This window comes from Labedella populi (assembly GCF_004078655.1).
Classification (GTDB): domain Bacteria; phylum Actinomycetota; class Actinomycetes; order Actinomycetales; family Microbacteriaceae; genus Labedella; species Labedella populi.
Genome location: NZ_RZNC01000005.1, coordinates 98,082 through 119,586, shown reverse-complemented (window position 1 = coordinate 119,586; position 21,505 = coordinate 98,082). Strand labels below are relative to the sequence as shown.

The window sequence follows — 21,505 nt, the reverse complement described above, 5'->3', positions numbered from 1 at the left end:
GACCGGCCCAGCGGCCGTCCCGATTCGCTGTGACGCGAGCACCGGAGCATCCTTCAGGGGGATCTCCCGTGTCGTCACCGCTTGATGGGAGAGACGTCCGCACACGCACTCAGCCCGGGCGAGACCAGGAGAACCGCGAGGCGGTATTCGTCGCGCGCGTTTCGGAGTGCAGTGAGCAACGAGCGAGAAAGCAACGACGTCGCCATCCGGGCGGACGGGATCTACAAGGTGTTCGGGCGGCGTCCGAAGGAAGCGGCGAAGCGACTCGCCGACGGGGCCGACCGGAACGCGGTCGCGGGACTCGGGACGGCGGCGGTCATCGACGCCACGTTCGACGTGACGGTCGGCGAGATCTTCGTGGTGATGGGCTTGTCGGGGTCCGGCAAATCCACCCTGATCCGGATGCTCAACGGTCTCCTCGAGCCGACGGCCGGATCGGTCGAGGTCTTCGGCACGGAGGTCGCCGGTGTCTCGGAGGCCGCGCTCCGCGACGTGCGTCGGAAGCGCGTCTCGATGGTGTTCCAGCACTTCGCGCTGTTGCCGCACCGAACGGTCATGGACAACGCGGCCTACGGGCTCGAGGTGCAGGGAGTACCGGTCGCCGAGCGGCGGGAGCGCGCGCAGCGCGTCCTCGAACGCGTGGGCCTCGCGGGCTGGGAGGACAAGTTCCCCGGCCAGCTCTCGGGCGGCATGCAGCAGCGCGTGGGCCTCGCGCGAGCGCTCGCCGCCGACACCGACATCCTGCTCATGGACGAGGCGTTCTCCGCGCTCGACCCGCTCATCCGCCGTGAGATGCAGGAGCAGCTCGTCGAGCTGCAGCGCGAACTCGGCAAGACGATCGTCTTCATCACTCACGACCTCAACGAAGCGATGTTCCTCGGCGACCGCATCGCCGTGATGCGCGACGGCCGCATCGTGCAGTTGGGGACACCCGACGACATCCTCACGGATCCCGCGAACGACTACGTCGCGCAGTTCGTGCAGGACGTCGACCGCGCCCGCGTCCTCACTGCCGCCGGCGTCATGGAGCCCGCACGATCCGTCGTCTCCGCGACGGCCGGTCCGCGAGCGGCCCTCCGGACGATGCGGGATCTGCAGACCTCCGCGGTCTTCGTGGTCGGCAACGGCCGCAAGCTCCTCGGAGTCGTGCACGACACCGACGCTCTCAAACTCGTCAAGCGCGGGCACAAGGACCTCATGCCGATCGTGCGGACGGACGCGTCGACGGTCACCGGCGAACAGCACCTCGTCGACCTGTTCGAGCCGTCCGCCGAGAGCCCACTGCCCGTCGCGGTCGTCGACGACGCCGGTCGTCTCCTCGGCGCCATTCCGCGAGTGACGCTCCTCGCCGCGCTCGGCAACGTGACGAGCAGCGCGATCACCTCTGAACTCGCCGTCGTGGGGCCCGCACCGACCGTGCCCGTCGACGTCATGACCGAGACGCTCAGGGAGACGGCCGTGCTCAGCGACGAACCGGACGCAGCCATCGAAGGGACCCACGCATGAACGACCTCCGCCTTCCCCTCGGCGAGTGGGCCGAAGACGTCGTCGATGTCATCACCGACGTGTTCCAGCCGCTCTTCGACGTGATCCGGACGGTCTTCCTCGGCCTGTACGACGGGGTGGACTGGGTCCTCTCGACCCCGCCGTTCTGGGTCGTCATCATCGTCGCCGCCGCCCTCGCGTTCATGGTGAAGGGCTGGAAGCTCGCCGTCGGATCGGTGCTCGGATTCGTCGTGATCCAACTCGTCGGCCAGTGGGCCAACGCGATGGACTCGCTCGCGCTCGTCCTCGTCGCGGGCCTCGTGGCCGTGGTCGTGAGCGTGCCCGTCGGCATCCTCGCCGCCCGGTCTCAGGTGGCGTCGACGATCGTGAAGCCGATCCTCGACTTCATGCAGACGATGCCGGCGTTCGTCTACCTCATCCCCGCCCTGATCCTGTTCCGTGTGGGCGTCGTCCCCGGCATCGTCGCGACGATCATCTTCGCGATGGCACCCGGCGTGCGCCTCACCGAGCTCGGCATCCGCGGCGTCGACCGCGAGGTCGTCGAGGCCGGTCAAGCGTTCGGCGCCTCGCCAGGGCGCATCCTGCGGCAGATCCAGTTGCCGCTCGCGCTCCCCACGATCATGGCCGGGATCAACCAGGTCATCATGCTCGCGCTGTCGATGGTCGTCATCGCGGGGATGGTCGGCGCCGGCGGGCTCGGCGGTGAGATCGTCGCGAGCCTCAACCGCATCGACATCGGCCTCGGATTCGAGGCCGGACTGTCCGTCGTGATCCTCGCGATCTTCCTCGACCGGGTGACCGCGTCGTTCGGCACGCGGGGCGCGAAGCGCTCGGCCACCAAGTCGGTCGACGAGAAGCCGGCGGCGAACGGATCGGGCGAGGGCGCCGACGATGACACCCGTCGTGACACTCGCGACGAGGCCCGCGACGAGGCTGAGAGAGTCGGCGGCGGCGGCCCCCGGCGCGCACCCACCATGGGTGGCTGAAGCCGTCCGTACCCAGGACCCCCACCCCCCGGAACCCGCGGGGAAGAAAGGAAACAATGAAGAAGCACAGCAGGATCGCCATCGCGGCGGTCGCCACAGCAGGACTTCTCGGACTCGCCGGCTGCGCCGGCGATTCGAGCGACTCGGCCGGAGGTTCGGACGAGGCGTCGAAGGACATCACGATCGCGGTCTTCAACGGCTGGGACGAGGCCGTCGCCACGAGCGAGCTCTGGAAGGCCGTGCTCGAGGAGCAGGGCTACAACGTCGAGCTCGAGTACGCCGACGTCGCACCGGTCTTCGCTGGTCTCTCGTCGGGCGACTACGACATGACCACCGACGTGTGGCTTCCCGGCACGCACGCCTCGTACCTCGAGGAGTTCGGCGACGACATCACGGACCTCGGTGCGTGGAACGACGAGTCGAAGCTCACGGTCGTCGTGAACGAGGACGCTCCGATCGACTCCCTCACGGAGCTCGCGGACAACGCTGACCTCTTCGGCGACACGATCGTCGGCATCGAGCCGGGCGCGGGTCTCACCATGGCGATGGAGAACGAGGTCATCCCCGGTTATGGGCTCGAGGACATGAACTTCGTCACCTCGTCGACCGCGGCGATGCTGACCGAGCTTCAGACGGCGACGGAGTCGGGCGAGAACATCGTGGCGACGCTGTGGGACCCGCACTGGGCCAACACCGCCTACCCGGTGAAGGAGCTCGAGGACCCCGAGGGCGCACTGGGCGGCACGGAGTCGCTGCACACCTACGGCAAGGCCGACTTCGCTGAGGAGTTCCCCGAGGTCGCCGAGTGGATGGGCGACTTCGAGATGGATCTCGACACCCTCTACTCGCTCGAGCAGGTCATGTTCGTCGACTACGACGGTGACGACTACGGCCCCATCGTGGAGCAGTGGATCGAGGACAACCAGGATTACGTCGACGGCCTCACCAGCTGAGTCGATCGTGTCGGATGAGACGGGCGGTGCCGAAGGGCACCGCCCGTCTTGTCGTCTCCGGTGTGATGTGATCGCGGATGTCGTGCGCTCGGTCTCGCCCGCGGTCGGGCGGGTTCAGCGGACGAGTGTCGGTGCGCCCGGGAATGGACGGCGGGGGAGCCGCGTTGCCCGTCCCTATGACCACTACAGGACTCTCGACCATCGGATTCATCGGCTCCGGGAACATCGGCGGTCAACTCGCCCGCTTGGCCGTCGCGCACGGGTACCGGGTCGTCATGAGCAACTCGCGCGGGCCCGAGACGCTCGCTGACCTCATCGAGGAGCTCGGCCCGCAAGCGCGCGCCGCGACCCCGGAGGACGCGGCCGCATCCGGCGACCTCGTCGTCGTGACCGTGCCGTTCGCGGCCTACCGTTCGGTTCCCGTCGCTCCGCTCGACGGCACGGTCGTCGTCGACACCAACAACTACTACTTCGAACGTGACGGACACATCGCGGAACTCGACGACGCGACCACGACGGTGTCGGAGATGCTCCAGGCGCACCTGCCCGGTTCACGCGTCGTCAAGGCGTTCAACAACATCATGGCGAAGGACCTCACGACGGACGGCCGTCCGGCCGGCTCCGCCGACCGCCGCGCACTCCCGATCGCGGGGGACGACGCCGAGGCCAAGCGCATCGTCTCGGAGCTGCTCGACCAGTTCGGGTTCGACGCCGTCGATGCGGGCCCTCTCGCGGACAGCTGGCGCTTCGAGCGCGATCAGCCGGCGTACGGCACCCGCATGACCGCCGCCGACGTCCCTGCGAAGCTCGCCGACGCACGGCGCGCCTGAGGCGGCCCGACGTCTCTCTCCGCGCATCGACGATGGCGTTTTTTTGATAATGAATGTCAATAGCAGGTAGAGTTGCGGTCATGTCTCGACGTCTTCCCGCCTTCCTGCTCGCCGTTCCCGCCGCCGCACTCGTCCTCTCGGGCTGTGCGACAGGCTCGGGGTCCGGATCGGACGGGTCGACCGGCGGCTCCTCGACGGGTGTCTCCGTCGTCGCGTCGACGAACGTGTATGGCGACATCGCGTCCACGATCGGCGGCGACGCCGTCGAGGTGACGAGCATCATCGACTCGGCCGCGAAGGACCCGCACTCGTACGAGGCGACTGCGCAGGATCAGTTGACCGTCTCGAACGCCGCGCTCGTGATCGAGAACGGCGGCGGTTATGACCCGTTCATCGACACCCTCGTCGAGGTCGCGGGTGCGGATGACCTCGTGGTCCTCAACGCCTCCGAACTGTCGGGTCTGATCCCGGGCGAGGAAAGCACCGCCCATGCCGACGAGGAGCACGCCGAGGGCGAGGAGCACGCGGAAGGCGAAGAGGAGCACGCGGAGCACGAGCACATCGAGGGCTTCAACGAGCACGTCTGGTACAGCATCGACGCGATGGACGCGCTCGCGCACGATCTCGCCCACGAGCTCGGCGAGATCGACCCCGACAATGCGGAGACCTTCGAAGCCAACTACGAGGCGTTCGCCGAGGATCTCGGGAGCGTGACCGCCGCAGCGGACGCGATCGCGACCGAGCACGAGGGCGAGGGCGTCGCGATCACCGAACCCGTGCCGCTCTACCTGCTCGAGTCCGCGGGATTCGTCAACGTGACGCCGGACGCCTTCAGTGAGGCGATCGAGGAGGGGACGGACGTGTCACCGGCGGTGCTCGCCGAGACGCTCGACCTGTTCTCCTCCGGTGACGTCGCGCTGCTCGCCTACAACTCTCAGACCTCCGGGCCCGAGACGGAACGTGTGCTCGAGTCGGCGGAGGCGGAGTCGGTGCCGGTGGTCGATTTCACAGAAACGCTCCCCGACGGTGACGACTACATCGGCTGGATGACCGCCAACCTCGAGGCCGTCGCCGACGCCATCGGATGACCGCTCCCGTATCCTCACGTGCACGAGCGACGCCCCCGAGGGTGTTGGATGGACGAGTGGACGATGAGCAGCGTGAGGGCGGCGACGTCCTGCGTCTCGAGAACGCGTCACTCGGCTTCGGCGAACGGACCCTCTGGAGTGGTCTCGACCTCAGCGTGAAGCGCGGAGAGTTCATCGCGGTGCTCGGACCGAACGGGTCCGGAAAGACGAGCCTCTTGAAGACCGTGCTCGGTCAACAGGCCCTCGATTCGGGGCGGGCTCTCCTCGGAGGCGCCCCCGTCCGCAGCGGCGATCGCCGCATCGGCTACATCCCCCAGCAGAAGCTCGTGCCGCCGGGGACTCCGCTCCGCGCACGCGACCTCGTGGCGCTCGGGGTCAACGGGCACCGCTTCGGACTGCCGTTGCCACGGCGCGGCGAGCGGGAGCGCGTCGAGGAGCTGCTCGCGGACGTCGGAGCGACGTCGTACGCCGACCGTCCGGTCGGCAGCCTCTCGGGCGGTGAGCAGCAGAGACTGCGCGTCGGCCAGGCGCTCGCCGACGACCCCGTCCTGCTCTTGTGCGACGAACCCCTCCTGAGCCTCGACCTCGCGCACCAGCGCGGGGTCTCCGAGCTCATCGACCGCCGGCGGCGCGAGCACGACACGGCCGTGCTCTTCGTCACCCACGACATCAACCCGGTGCTCGACAAGGTGGACCGCATCCTCTACCTCGCGGGCGGGCGGTTCCGTGAGGGCACGCCGGACGAGGTTTTGCGCGGAGAGGTGCTGAGCGAGCTCTACGGCTCGCCCGTCGACGTCTTCCGCTCTCACGGCCGGGTCGTCGTCGTGGGCGTCCCCGACGCCCAGACGCACGCGCACCACACGCATCACCCTCCCGACGAACGGCCGGGGGCGCACGCGTGATCGATCTCGACACCTACGTCCAACTGCTCGGTCTGGTTCAGAACTCCATCATCGCCGGGGCCGTGCTCGGTCTCGTCGGCGGACTCGTGGGCGTCTTCGTGATGCAGCGGGACATGGCTTTCGCGGTGCACGGCATCAGTGAGCTCTCCTTCGCGGGAGCGGCCGGCGCACTGCTGCTGGGCGTGAACGTGGTCGCGGGCTCGCTCGTCGGCTCCCTCATCGCGGCGATCCTCATCGGGTTGCTTGGGGCGCGCGCTCGCGATCGGAACTCGATCATCGGTGTGCTCATGCCCGCCGGTCTCGGCCTCGGGATCCTCTTCCTCGCGCTCTACCCCGGTCGGAGCGCGAACAAGTTCAGCCTGCTCACGGGCCAGATCATCGCCGTCGACTCGCCTCAGCTGGCGTGGCTCGTCGGGATCAGCCTCGTGGTCCTCGTGGCGTTGCTCCTCATCTGGCGTCCACTGACGTTCGACTCGCTCGATCCCGACGTCGCGGCGGCCCGCGGAGTGCCGAGCCGCTTCGTGGCACTCGCCTTCATGGTCCTGCTCGGACTCATCGTGGCGGTGTCGGTCCAGATCATCGGTGCGCTCCTCGTCATGGCACTGCTCGTCACCCCCGCGGCGGCGGCGCTGCGCGTCTCGGCCTCACCCGTGCTCGTGCCCATGCTCGCGAGCGTGTTCGGGCTCTTCTCGGCGGTCGCGGGCATCCTGCTCGCGATCGCGGGTTCACTGCCCATCAGTCCCTACATCACGACGATCTCGTTCGCGATCTACGTCGTGTGCCGACTCGTCGGCCGGGCCTCGCGCCGCCGCCTCCGCGCCGCCGTCTGAGTCAGGCCGGTGTCGGTTCCGCAGCTCAGCGCTCGGACGCATCCGCTCCCGCGCCGCCTCGGCCTCCCGACCGCTGCTCGCGCACGACCTCCTGGAACTCCTCGTCGAGACTCTGCGACGCCTTCACGGCCGTGACCATGCCGCTCAGGAACTTCGCGACCGCCGCCAGTTCGTTCTCGTCGAGACCGTCGACGAGGGCGATCATGCGCTGGTGCATGCCGCCGAGCGTCTCGCGGACCTCGTTGTCGCTGTCCACCGTCGGCACGACGATGACGGCGCGACGATCGTTCGGATGTGGTTCGCGGGTCACGTGGCCGCTTCTGCTCAATCGGTCGACGAGGGCCGTGACCGACGCCGACGTGACGCCGAGGATGCGGACGAGGTCCCGCTGGAGGACCACGCGGTCCTCCCTCTGGGCCTTCAACAGGTAGCGCAGTGCGATGAGGTCGGTCTCGTTCATGCTCATCGAGGAGCGCGTCCGAGACCGCATCTCGGTCTCCGCGTCACGATAGTGGCGCAGGAGGTTGAGCACATCGACGCTCGTCGCGCCGGCGTGCTGCGGGTACCAGTAGCCGGAGGAAGGCTCGTCGGTGCGCTCGGGCTGTCCCGGCTCGCGTCGGCGGAACTCGTCGGACGTCATGTCAGGCCGCGGTGCGCTCGATGCGGGCGTAACGGGGGCGCGGTGCGAAGAGGGCACGTCGGCGACGCACGGTTCCCGCGAGCGCTCGCTCGGCATCACTCACGGACGTGAACGTGCCGATGACATCGCCGTCACCGTCGCACGCGACGACCCGATCGGCGCCGGACCAAATCACGGGTCCGCGCGGGAAGCGGTTCACTGTAGTCGATGCGTTCGGGTTCTGCATCATTCTCCTTGCCGGGTGAGTAGCTAGACGGCCTAGCTATATGGTCATCTAAGTAAAGCCGACGAGATCGTCCGGCGCAACGCCCTCGAAAGGACCACACCGATGCCCGCCTCCCCGTCACTCGTCTGGGCCCACCCGGACGCCCCGCTCTGGGTCGCCGTCGGCTCGACGGTCGAGGGCGATTCGCACGCGGGAGTCGTCGAGCGGGTCGCCGGGTCCTTCGTCGCCGTGGACGGCCTCGGTACCCGCCTCGGCGCATTCCGTCGCCGCGAGGAGGCGTCGTCCGCCGTCCGCGCCGCGTGGGCTCGTGGGACGGGGCGGCCGTCTTTGCAGAGCATGCGGTCGCGCGGGGAACTCTCGTCCGTATCCTGATCCTGCGGGGCCACCGCGCGAAGGCGCGGCTATCCTGGGAGGGACGGGCGGACGGCCGAGGAGTGGTGGAGATGGCGAAGCGGAACACATGGCAGCGTGAGGCCGTGCGTGAGGCGCTCGACGAGACCACCGGCTTCATCAGCGCCCAAGCGCTCCACTCGCAGCTGAAGGGCGGCGGGTCCCCGATCGGCCTCGCGACCGTCTACCGGGCGCTCGCCGACCTCGCCGTCGATGGCGCAGCCGACTCGCTGCAGTCGCCGGAGGGCGAGAGCCTCTACCGCGCATGCGAGACGTCCGGCCACCACCACCACCTCATCTGCCGCTCGTGCGGGCTCACCGTCGAGATCGAAGCGAACGAGGTCGAGCGGTGGGCCGTCTCCGTCGCGTCGAAGAACGGCTTCACGGAGGCGCAGCACGTCGTCGACATCTTCGGGCTGTGCAGCGAGTGCACGGCGAAGGCCGCCGCCCTCCGCTGACCCCCTGTCTCGACCCGAGCACCGACCCGTGAGGTGTCGCATGTCGTCGCTCACCGGCATCGAGTAGCGGCGAGTTGCGACACCTCACGGGCGTTGTCAGCGGGCGATGTCGGTGACGAAGCTCTGGACGCGCTGCCGCAGGATCTCGATCCGGTGCTGACGCGCGGCTTCACGATCGAAGCCCAGGTAGGCCGACGGCGGAAGGACGCGTACGTTCTTCGAGCACTCGAAGTGTGAGCACACGAGCGTCGCGACGGTGTTGCCGTTGCGTCCCGCAGCTCCCGATCGCCGTGCGCTGAAGAGCACGACTTCGTTCGGGAGGGTCACGTCCTCGCACCACGAGCACTGCGCTTTCGCGCCCGGCCGGTCACCGCTCTGACGCAGGATGACCCCGACCGGGGCATCGTCGACGTGGGCGACGACGTACCCGAGCGCGGGAGACTTCGGATCGCGCCAACCGAGGAAGTCCCGGCGTTCCCAGTCGAGCTCGTCGAGGGTCGGAGGCAGGAGGACCTCCTTGCGCTCGCGCTGTGAGGCGTTGACGAAGGAGGAGCGGATGTCTTTTTCCGTGAGGGGGAGCATGGTTGTGCCTTTGCTGTCTGGCTGCTGCTGTCTGGCCGCCCGTCGAGCGACGTGGCCGCCGGTGAGTCGGAGAGGGGACGGACGGCGTCGGCCGCACCCGCGTCGGGCGGGCTCGTGACGCGGCCCGGGCGCGGCGCAGAGCGCTCGCGGTCACCGAGGAACAGCGTTACCTGATGTCGGCGTACGAGACGCCGACGACCTCCGAACGCCCGACGGGCAACGAGGGGGACAGGATGGTTTTCACGACGACGATCCTACGCGCTCGGCCGGGCCGGGCAGCGGAAGCAGTCAGAGCGCGGCGAGGGCCTCGTCGATGATCGCGACGCCGCGGCGGGCCTCCTCGTCCGTGACGACGGCCGGCGGGACGACGTGGAGCCGGTTCTCGGCCGTGAACGGCAGGAGACCACGGCCGAGCAGATCGGCCTTGAGCGCACCCATCCGCTTCGCGTCGAGCGGCGTGCGCGCTTCGCGGTCGGAGACGAGCTCGACCGCCCAGAAGACGCCCGTCCCGCGCACCTCTCCGACGATCTCGTGCCGCGAGAGCGCCGTGAGAGCCGGACCGAGCACGTCGGATCCGATCCGCTTCGCGTTCTCGACGACGCCTTCCTCGGCCATCGCGGTGATCGTCGCGATGACGCTCGCCGCAGCGAGCGGGTGCCCCGAGTAGGTCAATCCGCCGGGGAAGACGCGCTCGTCGAAGTGGTGGGAGATGGGGTCGGAGATGACGACACCGCCGATCGGGACGTAGCCCGAGTTCACGCCCTTCGCGAAGGTGATGAGGTCGGGTCGCACGTCGAACGCGTCGAATGCGAACCACTCGCCGGTCCGCGCGAAGCCCGCCATGACCTCGTCGAGGATGAGGAGGATGCCGTAGCGGTCGGCGATCGCCCGAGCGCCCGCGAGGTAGCCGGGCGGCGGCATGAGGACCCCTGCGGTGCCTGGGATCGTCTCGAGGAGGATCGCCGCGATCGTGTCGGCACCCTCCGCCTGGATGACGCGTTCGAGGTGGTGCAGCGCCCGCTCCGACTCCTGCTCCGGTGTCTCCGCCCAGAACTCGGAACGGTAGAGGTAAGGACCGAATGCGTGCACGTGGCCCCGCGCGAACTCGTTCGGCATGCGGCGCCAGTCGCCCGTCGCGACGATGGCCGCCCCGGTGTTGCCGTGGTAGGACCGGTAGTGGGAGACGATCTTGTCGCGACCCGTGACGAGACGCGCCATACGGATCGCGTTCTCGTTCGCGTCGGCTCCCCCGTTCGTGAAGAAGACCTTCGAGAAGCCCTCCGGGGCCCGCTCGAGGATGAGGCGCGCCGCCTCCGCTCGCGTCTCGTTCGCGTGGGCCGGGGCGACCGTCGTGAGCCGCGCGGCCTGCTCCTGGATCGCGGCGACGACCCTCGGGTGCTGGTGACCGATGTTGACGTTGACGAGCTGGCTCGAGAAGTCCAGGTACTCACGACCGTCGACGTCCCACACGGTGGAGCCGAGGCCGCCGGCGAGGGGGAGGGGCGCGAGGGATCCCTGGGCGGACCAGGAGTGGAAGACCGTGCTGCGGTCGCTCGCGGAGACGGAGGCGTTCGTCGCGCCGGTGGAGGGTGCGCCGGTCGGGGCTGCGCCGGTCGAAGCGGCGTGAGGCGAGGAGGTGGTGGTCATGGTGGCCTGTCCTTCGAAGCGATCAGTACTTCACTGTATGCGCGACCCGCTCGCGGGCGAGTGGCGGATTTGTCGATACGATCGACTGTCGGATCGACAAAGCGCGAGGACCGGAGGTGCGTGTGCCCACGACGCTGCGCGCGCTCCTCGCGACTCCGGCCTTCCGGTTGCGCCTCGTCGCGGGTGCGGAGGCTGCGTCGCCCGTCCTCGACGAGCCACTGCTGTGGGCCCACAACTCCGACCTCCTCGATCCGACGCCGTGGCTCGAGCCCGGCGGCTTCCTCCTCACCGACGGGACGCACCTCGGCCCCGGATCCCGGCGCGAAGAGGTCGACGCGTACGTGTCGAGACTCGTCGCGAGCGGCACGCGGGCGCTCGGCTTCGCGACGGGGATCGTGCACGACGTCATCCCTGCGGTGCTCGTCGACGGCTGTGTCCGCGGGTCCCTTCCGCTCCTCGAGGTGGCCGACCGCACCCCGTTCATGAGCATCATCCGCCACGTGTCCGACGTCCTCGCGGCGGAACAGCGCGAGCGGCTGGAGTGGTCACTCGCGGCGCAGCGGGCGATCGCTCGTGCAGCGCTCCGTCCGGACGGACTCGGGGCGATCCTCGACGAGCTCGAACGGAGGCTCGACTGCTGGGTCGCACTCTTCGACCCCCTCGGGAACCGCATCGACGTGCGCACGCGCATCCCGATGCCGGACGGTGCAGAATCCGTCGTGGAGGAGGCCGTGCGCGCCGCGCTGGCGCGCGGCAACCGGTCGAGCGCCCGGGTGATCGTGGGGTCCGACGCCGTGACCGTCCAGACCGTCGGCCAGCGGGGCCGTATCCGCGGTGCGCTCGTCGTGGGTACGGCGGCGCCACTCGACGCCGCCGAGACCGACCTCGTCGCGAGCGTCATCGCGCTCGCGAGCATCGCCCTCGAACAGAGTCGCACCGTCGAGACGGCCCGCCGCCAGTTGCGCTCCGGCCTCCTCGAACTCGTGCTCTCAGGCGTCGTCGATGTTGCGAGTCGGACGGCCCAGCGCCTCGGCGGTCGGCTCCCCGATGCCCCCGTGCGTGTCGCCGTGATCTCGATTGCCGACGAGGGACGGTCGCTCCTCGACGAGCTCGACCTGCTCTCGGGCACTGACTCGGGGCGCGTCTTCGTGGCGGAGCGTGACGACGAGATCGTGGCCGTCGTCGCCGCGGGCGATGAGCCGGTGGCCGAGTCGAGCGTGCACTCGGCCAGTGGGTCGTTCGAGCGGGTGCTCGCTCGTCGGGGTGTTCCGGTCGGACTCTCAGCCCCCATCGGGTGGAACGACCTGTCGAGGGGGTTGGCGGAAGCGCGGCAAGCGGCCACGCGGGCGACGACCGACCGCCCCGTCGTGCGTTTCGAGGGGCTCGCGGAGGAGGGCATGCTCGGACTCCTGCAGGCGAGCGGTGCCGAGACGCTCGCGCGGCGTTTCCTCGCCCCTCTCCTCGCCCTGCCCGTCGCGGAGCGCGAGCTCGCGGTCCGGACGGCGACGGTGTGGCTCGAGCACAACGGTGCATGGGACCCGCCGGCGAAGGAACTCGGAATCCATCGCCAGACACTGCGCAACCGCATCTCGTCCCTCGAATCACTGCTCGGGATCGACCTCGGTGCCTTCTCGGCGCGCTCGGAACTCTGGACGTCGCTCCGCCTCCTCTTCCCCTCCCCCTCCCCCCACTAAAAACTTCCTCTGTGCTCGAAAATTCGTGCACAGAGGAAGTGTTCAGGGGGGTGAGGGGGGTCAGTTCTGGGGGAAGCCCAGGTTGATTCCGCCGTGGGAGGGGTCGAGCCAGCGGCTCGTGATCGCCTTCTGCTGCGTGAAGAACTTCACACCCTCCGCGCCGTGCGCCTTCGTGTCGCCGAAGAGCGAGTCCTTCCAGCCACCGAACGAGAAGGTCGCGACGGGAACGGGGATCGGGACGTTGATGCCGATCATCCCCACCTGGACCTCGTTCTGGAAGCGGCGAGCCGCTCCACCGTCGTTCGTGAAGATCGCCGTGCCGTTGCCGAACGCGCCGCCGTTGATGAGCGCGACGCCCTCCTCGTACGACGGCACCCGGACGACCGAGAGCACCGGTCCGAAGATCTCCTCCGTGTAGGCGCGCGACGTCGTCGGCACGTTGTCGAGCAGGGTCGGCCCGAGCCAGAAGCCGTTCGGGTCCCCGTCGACCTCGATGCCGCGGCCGTCGACGACGACCGTCGCGCCGTCCTCCTCGGCGATGCCGATGTAGGAGGCGACCTTGTCGCGGTGCACCTCGGTGACGAGGGGGCCCATGTCGCACGAGCGGCGCCCGTCGCCGACCGTGAGCGTCGCCATCCGCTCGCCGATCTTCGCGATGAGGTCGTCGGCGACGGGCTCGACCGCCACGACGACCGAGATCGCCATGCACCGCTCGCCCGCCGAGCCGAAGCCCGCGTTGATCGCGCTGTCGGCCACGAGGTCGAGGTCGGCGTCGGGGAGGACGAGCATGTGGTTCTTCGCACCACCGAGGGCCTGGACCCGCTTGCCGTGTGCCGTTCCCGTCTCGTACACGTACTTCGCGATGGGCGTCGAGCCGACGAAGGAGATCGCGCGGACGTCGGGGTGCGTGAGGAGGCCGTCGACCGCCTCCTTGTCGCCGTTCAGCACGGTGAAGACACCGTCGGGGAGACCGGCCTCCTTCCAGAGCTTGGCCATCCAGATCGCGGCGGACGGGTCCTTCTCGCTCGGCTTCAGCACGACGGTGTTACCCGCGGCGATCGCGATGGGGAAGAACCACGCGGGCACCATCGCCGGGAAGTTGAAGGGGCTGATGATGCCGACGACGCCGAGGGGCTGCTTCGTCGAGTACACGTCGATGCCCGTGGAGACCTGCTCGGAGTACTCGCCCTTGAGGTGGTGCGCGAGGCCGGTCGCGAACTCGACGACCTCCTGGCCGCGTGCGATCTCGCCGAGGGCGTCCGAGACGACCTTGCCGTGCTCGCTCGTGATGATCTCGGCGAGCTCGCCCTTGCGCTCGTTGAGGAGCTCGCGGAACGCGAAGAGGATGTTCTGCCGCTTGGCGAGCGACATGTCGCGCCACGCGGGGAAGGCAGCGTGCGCCGAGGCGATCGCCTTCTCGATCTCCGCCTGGTCGGCGAGCGCGACGTGCTTCGTCGCGACGCCGAGCGCCGGGTCGTAGACGGGCGCGGTGCGCCCGCTCGAGGAGGGGGATTCGGCCCCGTCGATCCAGTGGGGGACGACGGGGAGGTTCGTGGGGGTGTCGGTCGTCATGATCTCTCTCGCGTGGGGAGGCGTCGGACGCTGGCCGCGTCGGTGACCACGTTAGTTCTCCCGATTTGTCCGGACAATGTCGATTTGTCCAGTCCGTGAGGCGAGAGTTCGACAGATTGTCGCGCTCCCCCGCGGGAGACCCGGAGTCTCGGCGGTTACCCTGGTCTCGTGCCAGCCGAGACCTCGAGAACGACCACGACAGCGGTGCCGCCGTTGCAGCGGTCAGCGGCGACGGTCCGCAAACCCGCCGGCTCCTGGCGGGCTCCCGCGATCGGAGCGGGGATCGTCCTCGCGATCCTGATCGCGATCCGGGCCCTGAGCCCCGAACAGCTCGACGTGCCGCAAGCATTCAGCGACTTCTTCACCCTCACGCTCAGCGTCCTCATCGAATCGCTGCCTTTCGTGGTGCTCGGGGTGCTGCTGTCGATACTCGTGCAGGTGTGGCTGCCCGCCGGCGTCATCGAGCGCTTCCTGCCGAGTCAGCCGTTCCTCCGGCGGGCGTGCATCTCGCTCCTCGGCATGTTCCTTCCGGTGTGCGAGTGCGGCAACGTGCCCCTCGCCCGCGGTCTCATCATGCGCGGCTTCACCGTCCCGGAGTCGATCACCTTCCTGATCGCGGCGCCCATCCTCAACCCGATCGTCATCGTCACGACGCACGCCGCGTTCGGCTGGGACAGCGGCATCCTCGTCTGGCGCATCCTCGGCGGCTTCGTGCTCGCGAACCTCATCGGGTACGTCTACAGTCGCCATCCCCGCCCCGCGTCGTTGCTGACCCCGGCATTCGAGGAGGCGTGCCGCCGCGAAGAGCACTCCCACGGCACGCGAGTCGGTCAGAGCATCGAGCAGTTCCAGACCGAGGCGCGCGCCGTGATGCCGGCCCTCATCATCGGTTGTTCGATCGCGGGAGCGGTCCAGGTGCTCGTGCCCCGTGCGGCGCTCGTCGAGCTCGGGACGAACCCGGTGCTGTCGGTCGCAGCACTCATGCTGCTCGCCCTCGTCATCTCGATCTGCTCCAACGTCGACGCCTTCTTCATCCTGAGCTTCGGATCGACCTTCCTCCCGGGCGCGATCGTGGCCTTCCTCGTGCTCGGCCCGGTCGTCGACGTCAAACTGCTCGCCCTCATGCGCACGACCTTCACGACGAAGACCCTCACGCAGATCACACTCATCGCCGTGCTGTTCACGGGAGCACTCGGCTTGGTGGTGAACCTTGTCGGCTGAGCACGGTTCCCGGTTCCTCGGCGCCGGCCTCATCCTGGTCATGAGCGTGTGCGCGCTCTGGCTCGCGGTCACCGGTCAGCTCGGGATCTACGTCAATCCCGGCAACACGCCGTTCATCGTCGCGATGTCGGCGATCGCCGTGATCGCGAGCGTCGCGGTCCTCGCCCGTCCTCGCACCGGCCACGAGCACGAGCACGGCGACGAGCCCGCCGGCCACGAGCACGATGCCCTGGCCGGGCACCCGCACGTCGAGGACCTGCTGCACGAGGTCGACGGCACCACGTCGGCACTCGCGGGAGACCCACGCCCCGCGCGTCGCGCCCTCTCCGGTGTGCTCGGGGCGGCGACGGCCGTCTTCTGCGCCGTCTTCGCCCTCGCCTTCCTCGTGCTCCCTCCCCGCGCGATCAGCGCTGCGGTCGCCGAGATCCGCGACGTCAACGCGAGCACCCTCCTCACGGATCCGGGGGACCAGACCGTCGAGCTCACGGCGAACGGCGACTACTCCACCTACGGGCTCCGCGAGTGGGCGTCGCTACTGCGCCAGAGCACCCATCCGGAGAGCCTCATCGCGACGCCGTTCGAGGCGATCGGCTTCGTCACGCCCAGTGAGGATTCGGCCGATTCGTTCGTGCTGACGCGTTTCGTCGTGAGCCACTGTGCGATCGATGCGCAACCCGTCGGGGTCACCGTCTACTCGCCCGGCTGGGACGAGCGATTCGAGGTGGGGTCGTGGGTCACGGTCGACGGCGCCTTCGCCGTGGCGCCGGACGCCTCGGCGGTCAGCCCCGTCTCCGTCTCGCCCGAGTCGGTCGATCCGACCCCCGAGCCGGACGTCCCCTATGAGTACTGATCGGCTGAGTACCGATCGTCGCGCCGGTGCGGATCGGAGCGTGGCAGCGCCGTCGGGCTCGCGAGCGACCCGGTTGGCCGCACGCCGCCGCTCGGTGTTCCGGCGCACGCTCGCGGCGACCATCGGAGCGCTCCTCGTCATCGTCGTCGGCGCGGGGGCCGTGGGGCTGCTCCAGGGGCCGCAGCTCGCGCGCGCGGACATCGATGTGGCGTCGACCGTCGCGGACTCCGGTGCCCGGCTGATCCTCTACGCCGACCGCCCGATCCGGGAGGTGTCGGCCGATGACGTCACGGTGACGCCGGCGGCACCCGTGACCGTCCAGACGGAGGGGACGGCGATCCTCATCCGCTTCGACGCCGTGCTGGCATACGACACCGACTACGAGGTGACGGTCGACGACGTGCGGTCGCCGGGGTCCGCCCCCTTGTCGGATTTCGCCTACGCCTTCTCGACGGGCGAGCCGCCGCTCTACATCCTCGAGCGCGACGACACGGGCGACGACCACATCCGCCGGATCGACATCGCGGGGGAGGGGGAGACGGTCTTCGCGGCTCCGCGGATCCAGCAGTTCGAGGTCGTGGCGGACGACCTCGTCGTCGCGACGATCACCGACGAGGACCACTCCCAACTCTTCTCCGTTCCGCTCTCGGGGGGTGAACCCACGGAGATCCCGCTTCCGGGTGAAGGGCGCGTCGAGCAGTTGCAGTCGTCGCCCCGTCAGTTCCTCGTCGGGTTCCTCTACTCGCAAGACGCCGGTACGGCGACGAGCATCGAGAGCGGCCTTTTCGTCCTGCGCACGAAGACCGATGATCCTCCCGTGCGGGTCCGGGCCACGGGCACGGAGGAGACGAACGTCACACAGTGGTCCTTCGTGCCGTCGACGACCTCGGTCCTCGTCCGCACGTTCGATGACGAGCTCGTCGTCGCGGACGCGCTCGTTCCGGGGGATCCGGTGCTCCTCGGCGACGCCCTCTTCATCCACGGGTTCCTCGTCGACGAGCAGACGGCGATTGTGGAGCGCATCGATGCGATCGTGCAGGTCGATCTGCTGACGGGGGAGGAGAGTCCGTTCCCGGTCCCACCGGACCTGACGGGCAACCCGGGTGAGCTCGCGTCGCTCTCAGGCTCGGCGTACGTACGCATCTACTCGCAGTACGACGCCGCGTCCGGTTCGCTCAGTCAGTCCGTCGAGCTCGTGGACGATGAGACCTCTCGGCGGCTCTACGCCGTCGACGACGTCGGCACCTCGATCCTCCAGGTCTGCGCCTCCCCGAACGGGCAATACATCGCGGTCGTCGAGGCCCGGAACCGCGCAGAATTCGGCTCCGATCTCTACCCCATCCTGCCGATGCCGCGGGGCGTCTCGACCGTGCTCATCGAGCGGAAGTCTGCCGAGGTCGCGGCGACGATCGCCGGTTTCGACCTGCCGTGGTGCGCGCGTCCGCCGACGGACTGACCGGGGACGCCGCTAGCCTGGCAGGACGGCGGGGACGATCCGCCGCGAGAACCGCAGGGGGACAGATGTCGAAGCGTGCAGTGATGGCGGCCGTGGTGCTCGCCGCGGGGATCGCTCTGGCCGGCTGCACGAGTGGCTCGCCCGAGCCGTCGTCGTCGCCGAGCGCCGGGGGATCGACGCCCACGCGTCCGACGCCGACCGCGACGGCTCCGACCCCTTCGGTGACGGCGACCCCGGCACCCACGCCGACGCCGACCTCTCCGGCGTCGTGGACGGCGGAGAGCGCGTACGCCGCGTGCGTCGCGTTCCATCGTGACAAGACCGCTGCCGACGGGCTCGACCCCGACTCCGCCTCGTGGAACCCCTACAGCCCGGACGTCGTCCGGCAGAACGGCTCGGAGTGGCTCGTCGACCTGATCGGCACCGTCGAGGACGACGACGGCAACGTCTACGACGGGATCTTCTCGTGCACCGTCGGAGGTACGCCCGCCGCTCCGAGCGTTTCGGAGTCCGCCGGGATGTGACGTGCTCCCGCTATGCCGCGGGTGCGCGCACGGCCGGCATGACGAGTCCCGCGACGATCGTGAGGGCGGCCGCGATGATGACGGCGAGGAACACCGCACTCGAACCGGATTGCACGGCCGCGGCTGAATCCGGTCCGCCGGAACGGGCGATCACCGAGTTCGCGATCGCTCCGAAGACGGCGACACCGACCGCGCTGCCGATCGAGCGCATGAACATGTTGGCGCCCGTCACGACGCCGCGCTCCTCCCACTGGACCGACGACTGGGCCGCGATGAGGGTCGGTGTCGCGACGAGTCCGAGACCGAGTCCGACGACGAAGCACGAACCGGCGACGAGGAACGCGTTCGGTGTCCCGGCGCTCGCCCAGAGCATGAGTGCTCCCGCGACCGAGGTCGCGAGACCCATGAGCGCCGTCGGGCGGAAGCCGACGCGCAGATAGATCCGCCCGGACTGCGACGCCGTGATGGGCCAACCGAGCGTCAGGGCGGCGACCGCGAGCCCGCCGACGAGCGGCGTCGCGCCCGCCGACACCTCGAGGAACGTCGGGACGAACGAGGTCAGCCCGACGAGGATCGCGCCGACCCCGAGCGAGATGAGCGACGTCGTCGTGATGAGGCGCCGGCGGAAGATGGTGAGCGGGAGGACGGGCTCGGCGGCGCGCTGCTCGATGAACCCGAAGATCACGAGGAGGACGGCCCCGGTGCCGAACGCCGTCAGGCTCTGCCACGACAGCCAGTCCCACGCGTTGCCGCCCTCGAGGACCGCGAGGATCACGAGCGTCAGCCCGACGGTCAACACGCTCGCCCCGGCGATGTCGACGCGGTGATTCGTGCGTTCGATCGTCTCCTTGTGGTGGCGCCGCAGCATGTACGCCGCGAGGAGACAGAGCGGGATGTTGACGAAGAAGATCCATCGCCAATCGAGGTACTGCGAGAACAACCCGCCGAGGGTCGGGCCGACGACGGACGAGATCGCCCACACGCTCGCAAGGTAGCCTTGCGCCTTCGCGCGCTCCCGCACCGTGTAGATGTCGCCGGCGATCGTCACGGAGACGGGCAGCACGGCTCCGGCACCGAGCCCCTGCACGGCACGGAAGACGATGAGCGACGTCATGTCCCAGGCGAAGCCGCAGAGGATCGAGCCGAGCAGGAAGAGGCCGATGCCGGTGAGGATGATGGGCGTTCGGCCGACCGTGTCGGCGAGCTTCGCGTACACGGGCACCGACACCGCTTGGGCCAGCAGATAGACGGAGAAGAGCCAGGGGAACTGAGCGAAGCCGCCCAGATCCTTCACGATCGACGGCACCGCCGTCGCGATGATGGTCGACTCGATCGCGATGAGACCCGTCGCGAGCATGAGGGCGATGAGGACGGGGCCTCGCGCGGAGCGGAAGCCGACCTCCTCGTCGGTCACGGTCACGAGTGGGGTCCGGGGGCGGCGAGGCAAGAAGGCACGGGAAGCCCAACGCGATCGCGCCGAGCGCATTCCCGATTCCGGCGATCCGGAACCGGGGTCACTCGGCTGGGTTCACTCGGCTGCGACGTACAGGACGTCCGTCCACTCGCCGCCCACGGTCCACCGACCGGTGTCTTGAGCGCCCAGCGGAAGCGCCACGAGGACGTTCCCCTCGAGGGTCTCGCCGGAGTCGATGTCCTCCGCGAAAGCGAGATCTGTTCCGGGGGGTACCGCCGGCACCTCTCCGGGGTAATAGGCCACGTTGGCCGTCGGGGCGAAGGCGACGTAGATCTCGTTGTAGACCGTCGCGGTGCCGTCGCCGAGGTAGGTGATCTCAGCGGAGACGTACGCGTACTGGCCGAGGCCCCCGACGAGGTCATCGGAGACGTGGATGTCGGCGTTGGCCGTCTGCACCTCGTCGAGTGCGTCGAACGTCGCATCCATGAGCGTGATCTCCCACCGGGGCTCGCCGTCACGCGTCACTACGACGGTCTCCCCGAGGCTCAGCGGTGCGTCGAAGGTCCCGTCGGACGCACTGTCGTCGAGGGGAGCGATCGTCTCCTCGGCATCGTCGTACCCCGTGCTGTAGACGTCGCTCGTGTTCCAGCCGAAGAGCGCCGTCGATGCCGTGGCGGCGAGGACTCCGGAGTAGACGACCGCGAGTGCGACGGAGACGACGAGGGCGACGACACTCGTGATGGTGCCGGCGAGCGCCAGTCCCCGCCCGCGTGCGAGCAGGAAGAGGGCGGCGATGCCGAGCCCGGAGCCGGCGACGGCGAAGCCGACGCTCGCGAGGTTCACGATCGGAACCGTGCTCCCCATCACGGCGAGAACGCCGAGTGCGAGGGAGGCGATTCCGAGCGCGTGCCCGACGCGGGGGCCGGACGAGGCCGCGGCGGTGGCGGGCGCCGGTTCACCGGAGAGGGATTCGGCGAACGCGTCGCGGATCGTCACGGGCGGGGTCGGGAGCGCCGGTGGGTAGGCGGGCGGCACAGGTGAGTGGGGAGGGACGGGGGAGTCGGGCATTCGTCGATCCTCGCGCACCGCTCGCCGCCGCCGCGCGTCCCTGTTGGAGTGACAGCGGCGTTGGAGTGACACCGACGTCGGCGCGACACCGACCGCTTCCTCGTGTAGGATGGCTCTTTGGCTGGGCGGACTCCTTTCGTCCATGCACGTGCGACAACTCCCATCAGAACCATCCCCAGAAGCACCCGGGGGTTGAGTCGCGCCGACAAGAGATCTTGGGCGGAACACTCGTTCCGCGGTATCGACAGGAGAGAACCAATGGCAGCAGTGTGCCAGGTGACCGGAGCCGTTCCCGGCTTCGGACACAACATTTCGCACTCGCACCGGCGCACCAAGCGCCGTTTCGACCCGAACGTTCAGAAGAAGACGTACTACGTGCCGTCGCTTCGTCGTAACGTCACCCTCACGTTGTCCGCCAAGGGCATCAAGGTCATCGACGCCCGTGGCATCGAGTCCGTCGTGAAGGACCTGCTCGCACGTGGGGAGAAGATCTAACCATGGCCAAGCAGCAGGACGTCCGTCCCATCATCAAGCTCCGTTCGACGGCCGGCACGGGGTACACCTACGTGACGAAGAAGAACCGTCGCAACGACCCCGACCGTCTCGTGCTCAAGAAGTACGACCCCGTCATCCGTAAGCACGTCGATTTCCGAGAGGAGCGCTAAACC

Annotated in this window: 23 protein-coding genes; 16 read left to right on the top strand and 7 right to left on the bottom strand. The window is 69.0% G+C overall.

All coding sequences use genetic code 11. The annotated features are described in order from the left end of the window. Positions 1 to 171: 171 nt before the first annotated feature. The 7 genes from ELQ92_RS13425 (at position 172) to ELQ92_RS13395 (ending at position 7,095) form a co-directional block, all read left to right on the top strand. Positions 172 to 1,506 (top strand): quaternary amine ABC transporter ATP-binding protein, encoded by a 1,335-nt coding sequence (locus tag ELQ92_RS13425; protein ID WP_243695036.1) that lies wholly within the window; start codon positions 172 to 174, stop codon positions 1,504 to 1,506. Further along, the gene (locus ELQ92_RS13420) at positions 1,503 to 2,492 is read left to right on the top strand and encodes an ABC transporter permease (RefSeq protein WP_128499824.1); all 990 of its coding nucleotides are present in this window, start codon (positions 1,503 to 1,505) and stop codon (positions 2,490 to 2,492) included. The genes ELQ92_RS13425 and ELQ92_RS13420 overlap by 4 nt, the downstream gene beginning before the upstream one ends. Positions 2,493 to 2,548: 56 nt before the next feature. Then, a complete protein-coding gene (locus ELQ92_RS13415; protein WP_128499822.1) occupies positions 2,549 to 3,445 on the top strand; it encodes a glycine betaine ABC transporter substrate-binding protein in 897 nt (298 codons plus the stop codon). A 176-nt stretch (positions 3,446 to 3,621) separates the two neighbouring features. Beyond that, entirely contained in the window at positions 3,622 to 4,275 is a 654-nt protein-coding gene (locus tag ELQ92_RS13410; protein ID WP_128499820.1) for an NADPH-dependent F420 reductase, read from the top strand. A gap of 80 nt (positions 4,276 to 4,355) precedes the next feature. Then, entirely contained in the window at positions 4,356 to 5,363 is a 1,008-nt protein-coding gene (locus ELQ92_RS13405) for a metal ABC transporter solute-binding protein, Zn/Mn family (protein WP_128499818.1), read from the top strand. 56 nt (positions 5,364 to 5,419) lie between these two features. Continuing rightward, positions 5,420 to 6,265, top strand: a complete 846-nt coding sequence (locus tag ELQ92_RS13400) for a metal ABC transporter ATP-binding protein (protein ID WP_243695035.1) — start codon at positions 5,420 to 5,422, stop codon at positions 6,263 to 6,265. Beyond that, entirely contained in the window at positions 6,262 to 7,095 is an 834-nt protein-coding gene (locus tag ELQ92_RS13395; protein ID WP_128499814.1) for a metal ABC transporter permease, read from the top strand. The genes ELQ92_RS13400 and ELQ92_RS13395 overlap by 4 nt, the downstream gene beginning before the upstream one ends. A 25-nt stretch (positions 7,096 to 7,120) precedes the next feature. On the opposite strand, the gene ELQ92_RS13390 is transcribed toward ELQ92_RS13395, so the two are convergent. Both ELQ92_RS13390 and ELQ92_RS16345 read right to left on the bottom strand, forming a co-directional pair. Then, a complete protein-coding gene (locus ELQ92_RS13390; protein WP_128499812.1) occupies positions 7,121 to 7,735 on the bottom strand; it encodes a MarR family winged helix-turn-helix transcriptional regulator in 615 nt (204 codons plus the stop codon). Between the two features lies 1 nt (position 7,736). Further along, entirely contained in the window at positions 7,737 to 7,961 is a 225-nt protein-coding gene (locus tag ELQ92_RS16345) for a hypothetical protein (protein ID WP_166426796.1), read from the bottom strand. 102 nt (positions 7,962 to 8,063) lie between these two features. Here ELQ92_RS16345 and ELQ92_RS16340 point away from each other — a divergent pair, with 102 nt between their 5' ends. Together ELQ92_RS16340 and ELQ92_RS13380 are read left to right on the top strand one after the other, a co-directional pair. Beyond that, positions 8,064 to 8,333, top strand: coding sequence for a hypothetical protein (locus ELQ92_RS16340; protein WP_166426795.1), 270 nt, complete (start codon positions 8,064 to 8,066; stop codon positions 8,331 to 8,333). A 71-nt stretch (positions 8,334 to 8,404) separates the two neighbouring features. Beyond that, on the top strand, positions 8,405 to 8,809 hold the full coding sequence (locus ELQ92_RS13380; RefSeq protein WP_128499808.1) for a Fur family transcriptional regulator: 405 nt from the start codon (positions 8,405 to 8,407) through the stop codon (positions 8,807 to 8,809). 96 nt (positions 8,810 to 8,905) lie between these two features. Here ELQ92_RS13380 and ELQ92_RS13375 read toward each other — a convergent pair whose 3' ends face one another. Both ELQ92_RS13375 and ELQ92_RS13370 read right to left on the bottom strand, forming a co-directional pair. Continuing rightward, complete coding sequence (locus ELQ92_RS13375) at positions 8,906 to 9,391, bottom strand: FBP domain-containing protein (RefSeq protein WP_128499806.1); 486 nt, start codon at positions 9,389 to 9,391, stop codon at positions 8,906 to 8,908. 288 nt (positions 9,392 to 9,679) lie between these two features. Continuing rightward, positions 9,680 to 11,038, bottom strand: coding sequence for an aspartate aminotransferase family protein (locus ELQ92_RS13370; protein ID WP_128499804.1), 1,359 nt, complete (start codon positions 11,036 to 11,038; stop codon positions 9,680 to 9,682). A 116-nt stretch (positions 11,039 to 11,154) separates the two neighbouring features. Here ELQ92_RS13370 and ELQ92_RS13365 point away from each other — a divergent pair, with 116 nt between their 5' ends. Beyond that, positions 11,155 to 12,732, top strand: coding sequence for a PucR family transcriptional regulator (locus ELQ92_RS13365; protein ID WP_166426794.1), 1,578 nt, complete (start codon positions 11,155 to 11,157; stop codon positions 12,730 to 12,732). A gap of 60 nt (positions 12,733 to 12,792) precedes the next feature. On the opposite strand, the gene ELQ92_RS13360 is transcribed toward ELQ92_RS13365, so the two are convergent. Continuing rightward, positions 12,793 to 14,304, bottom strand: coding sequence for a CoA-acylating methylmalonate-semialdehyde dehydrogenase (locus ELQ92_RS13360; RefSeq protein ID WP_128499800.1), 1,512 nt, complete (start codon positions 14,302 to 14,304; stop codon positions 12,793 to 12,795). Between the two features lie 168 nt (positions 14,305 to 14,472). On the opposite strand from ELQ92_RS13360, the gene ELQ92_RS13355 reads away from it, so the two are divergent. From ELQ92_RS13355 to ELQ92_RS13340, 4 genes are all read left to right on the top strand, one after another. Beyond that, a complete protein-coding gene (locus ELQ92_RS13355; RefSeq protein ID WP_424980198.1) occupies positions 14,473 to 15,525 on the top strand; it encodes a permease in 1,053 nt (350 codons plus the stop codon). Beyond that, positions 15,515 to 16,375: a TIGR03943 family putative permease subunit gene (locus tag ELQ92_RS13350; protein ID WP_128499798.1), complete on the top strand. Its 861-nt coding sequence runs from the start codon at positions 15,515 to 15,517 to the stop codon at positions 16,373 to 16,375. The genes ELQ92_RS13355 and ELQ92_RS13350 overlap by 11 nt, the downstream gene beginning before the upstream one ends. 40 nt (positions 16,376 to 16,415) lie before the next feature. Next, the gene (locus ELQ92_RS13345) at positions 16,416 to 17,831 is read left to right on the top strand and encodes a ketopantoate reductase family protein (RefSeq protein ID WP_128499796.1); all 1,416 of its coding nucleotides are present in this window, start codon (positions 16,416 to 16,418) and stop codon (positions 17,829 to 17,831) included. Between the two features lie 65 nt (positions 17,832 to 17,896). Further along, positions 17,897 to 18,355: a hypothetical protein gene (locus ELQ92_RS13340; RefSeq protein ID WP_128499794.1), complete on the top strand. Its 459-nt coding sequence runs from the start codon at positions 17,897 to 17,899 to the stop codon at positions 18,353 to 18,355. A 10-nt stretch (positions 18,356 to 18,365) separates the two neighbouring features. Here the strand turns inward: ELQ92_RS13340 and ELQ92_RS13335 are convergent, their stop codons facing one another. Continuing rightward, on the bottom strand, positions 18,366 to 19,712 hold the full coding sequence (locus tag ELQ92_RS13335) for an MFS transporter (protein WP_243695047.1): 1,347 nt from the start codon (positions 19,710 to 19,712) through the stop codon (positions 18,366 to 18,368). Between the two features lie 171 nt (positions 19,713 to 19,883). Next, complete coding sequence (locus ELQ92_RS13330) at positions 19,884 to 20,837, bottom strand: hypothetical protein (RefSeq protein WP_128499790.1); 954 nt, start codon at positions 20,835 to 20,837, stop codon at positions 19,884 to 19,886. A gap of 258 nt (positions 20,838 to 21,095) precedes the next feature. Between ELQ92_RS13330 and rpmB the strand changes: the two genes are divergently transcribed. Both rpmB and rpmG read left to right on the top strand, forming a co-directional pair. Further along, positions 21,096 to 21,332 carry a 50S ribosomal protein L28 gene (gene rpmB, locus ELQ92_RS13325; RefSeq protein WP_027464952.1) on the top strand — a complete coding sequence of 79 codons (237 nt, stop codon included), beginning with the start codon at positions 21,096 to 21,098 and terminating at the stop codon, positions 21,330 to 21,332. 2 nt (positions 21,333 to 21,334) lie between these two features. Continuing rightward, positions 21,335 to 21,502, top strand: a complete 168-nt coding sequence (rpmG, locus tag ELQ92_RS13320; protein ID WP_022897487.1) for a 50S ribosomal protein L33 — start codon at positions 21,335 to 21,337, stop codon at positions 21,500 to 21,502. Positions 21,503 to 21,505: the final 3 nt, after the last annotated feature.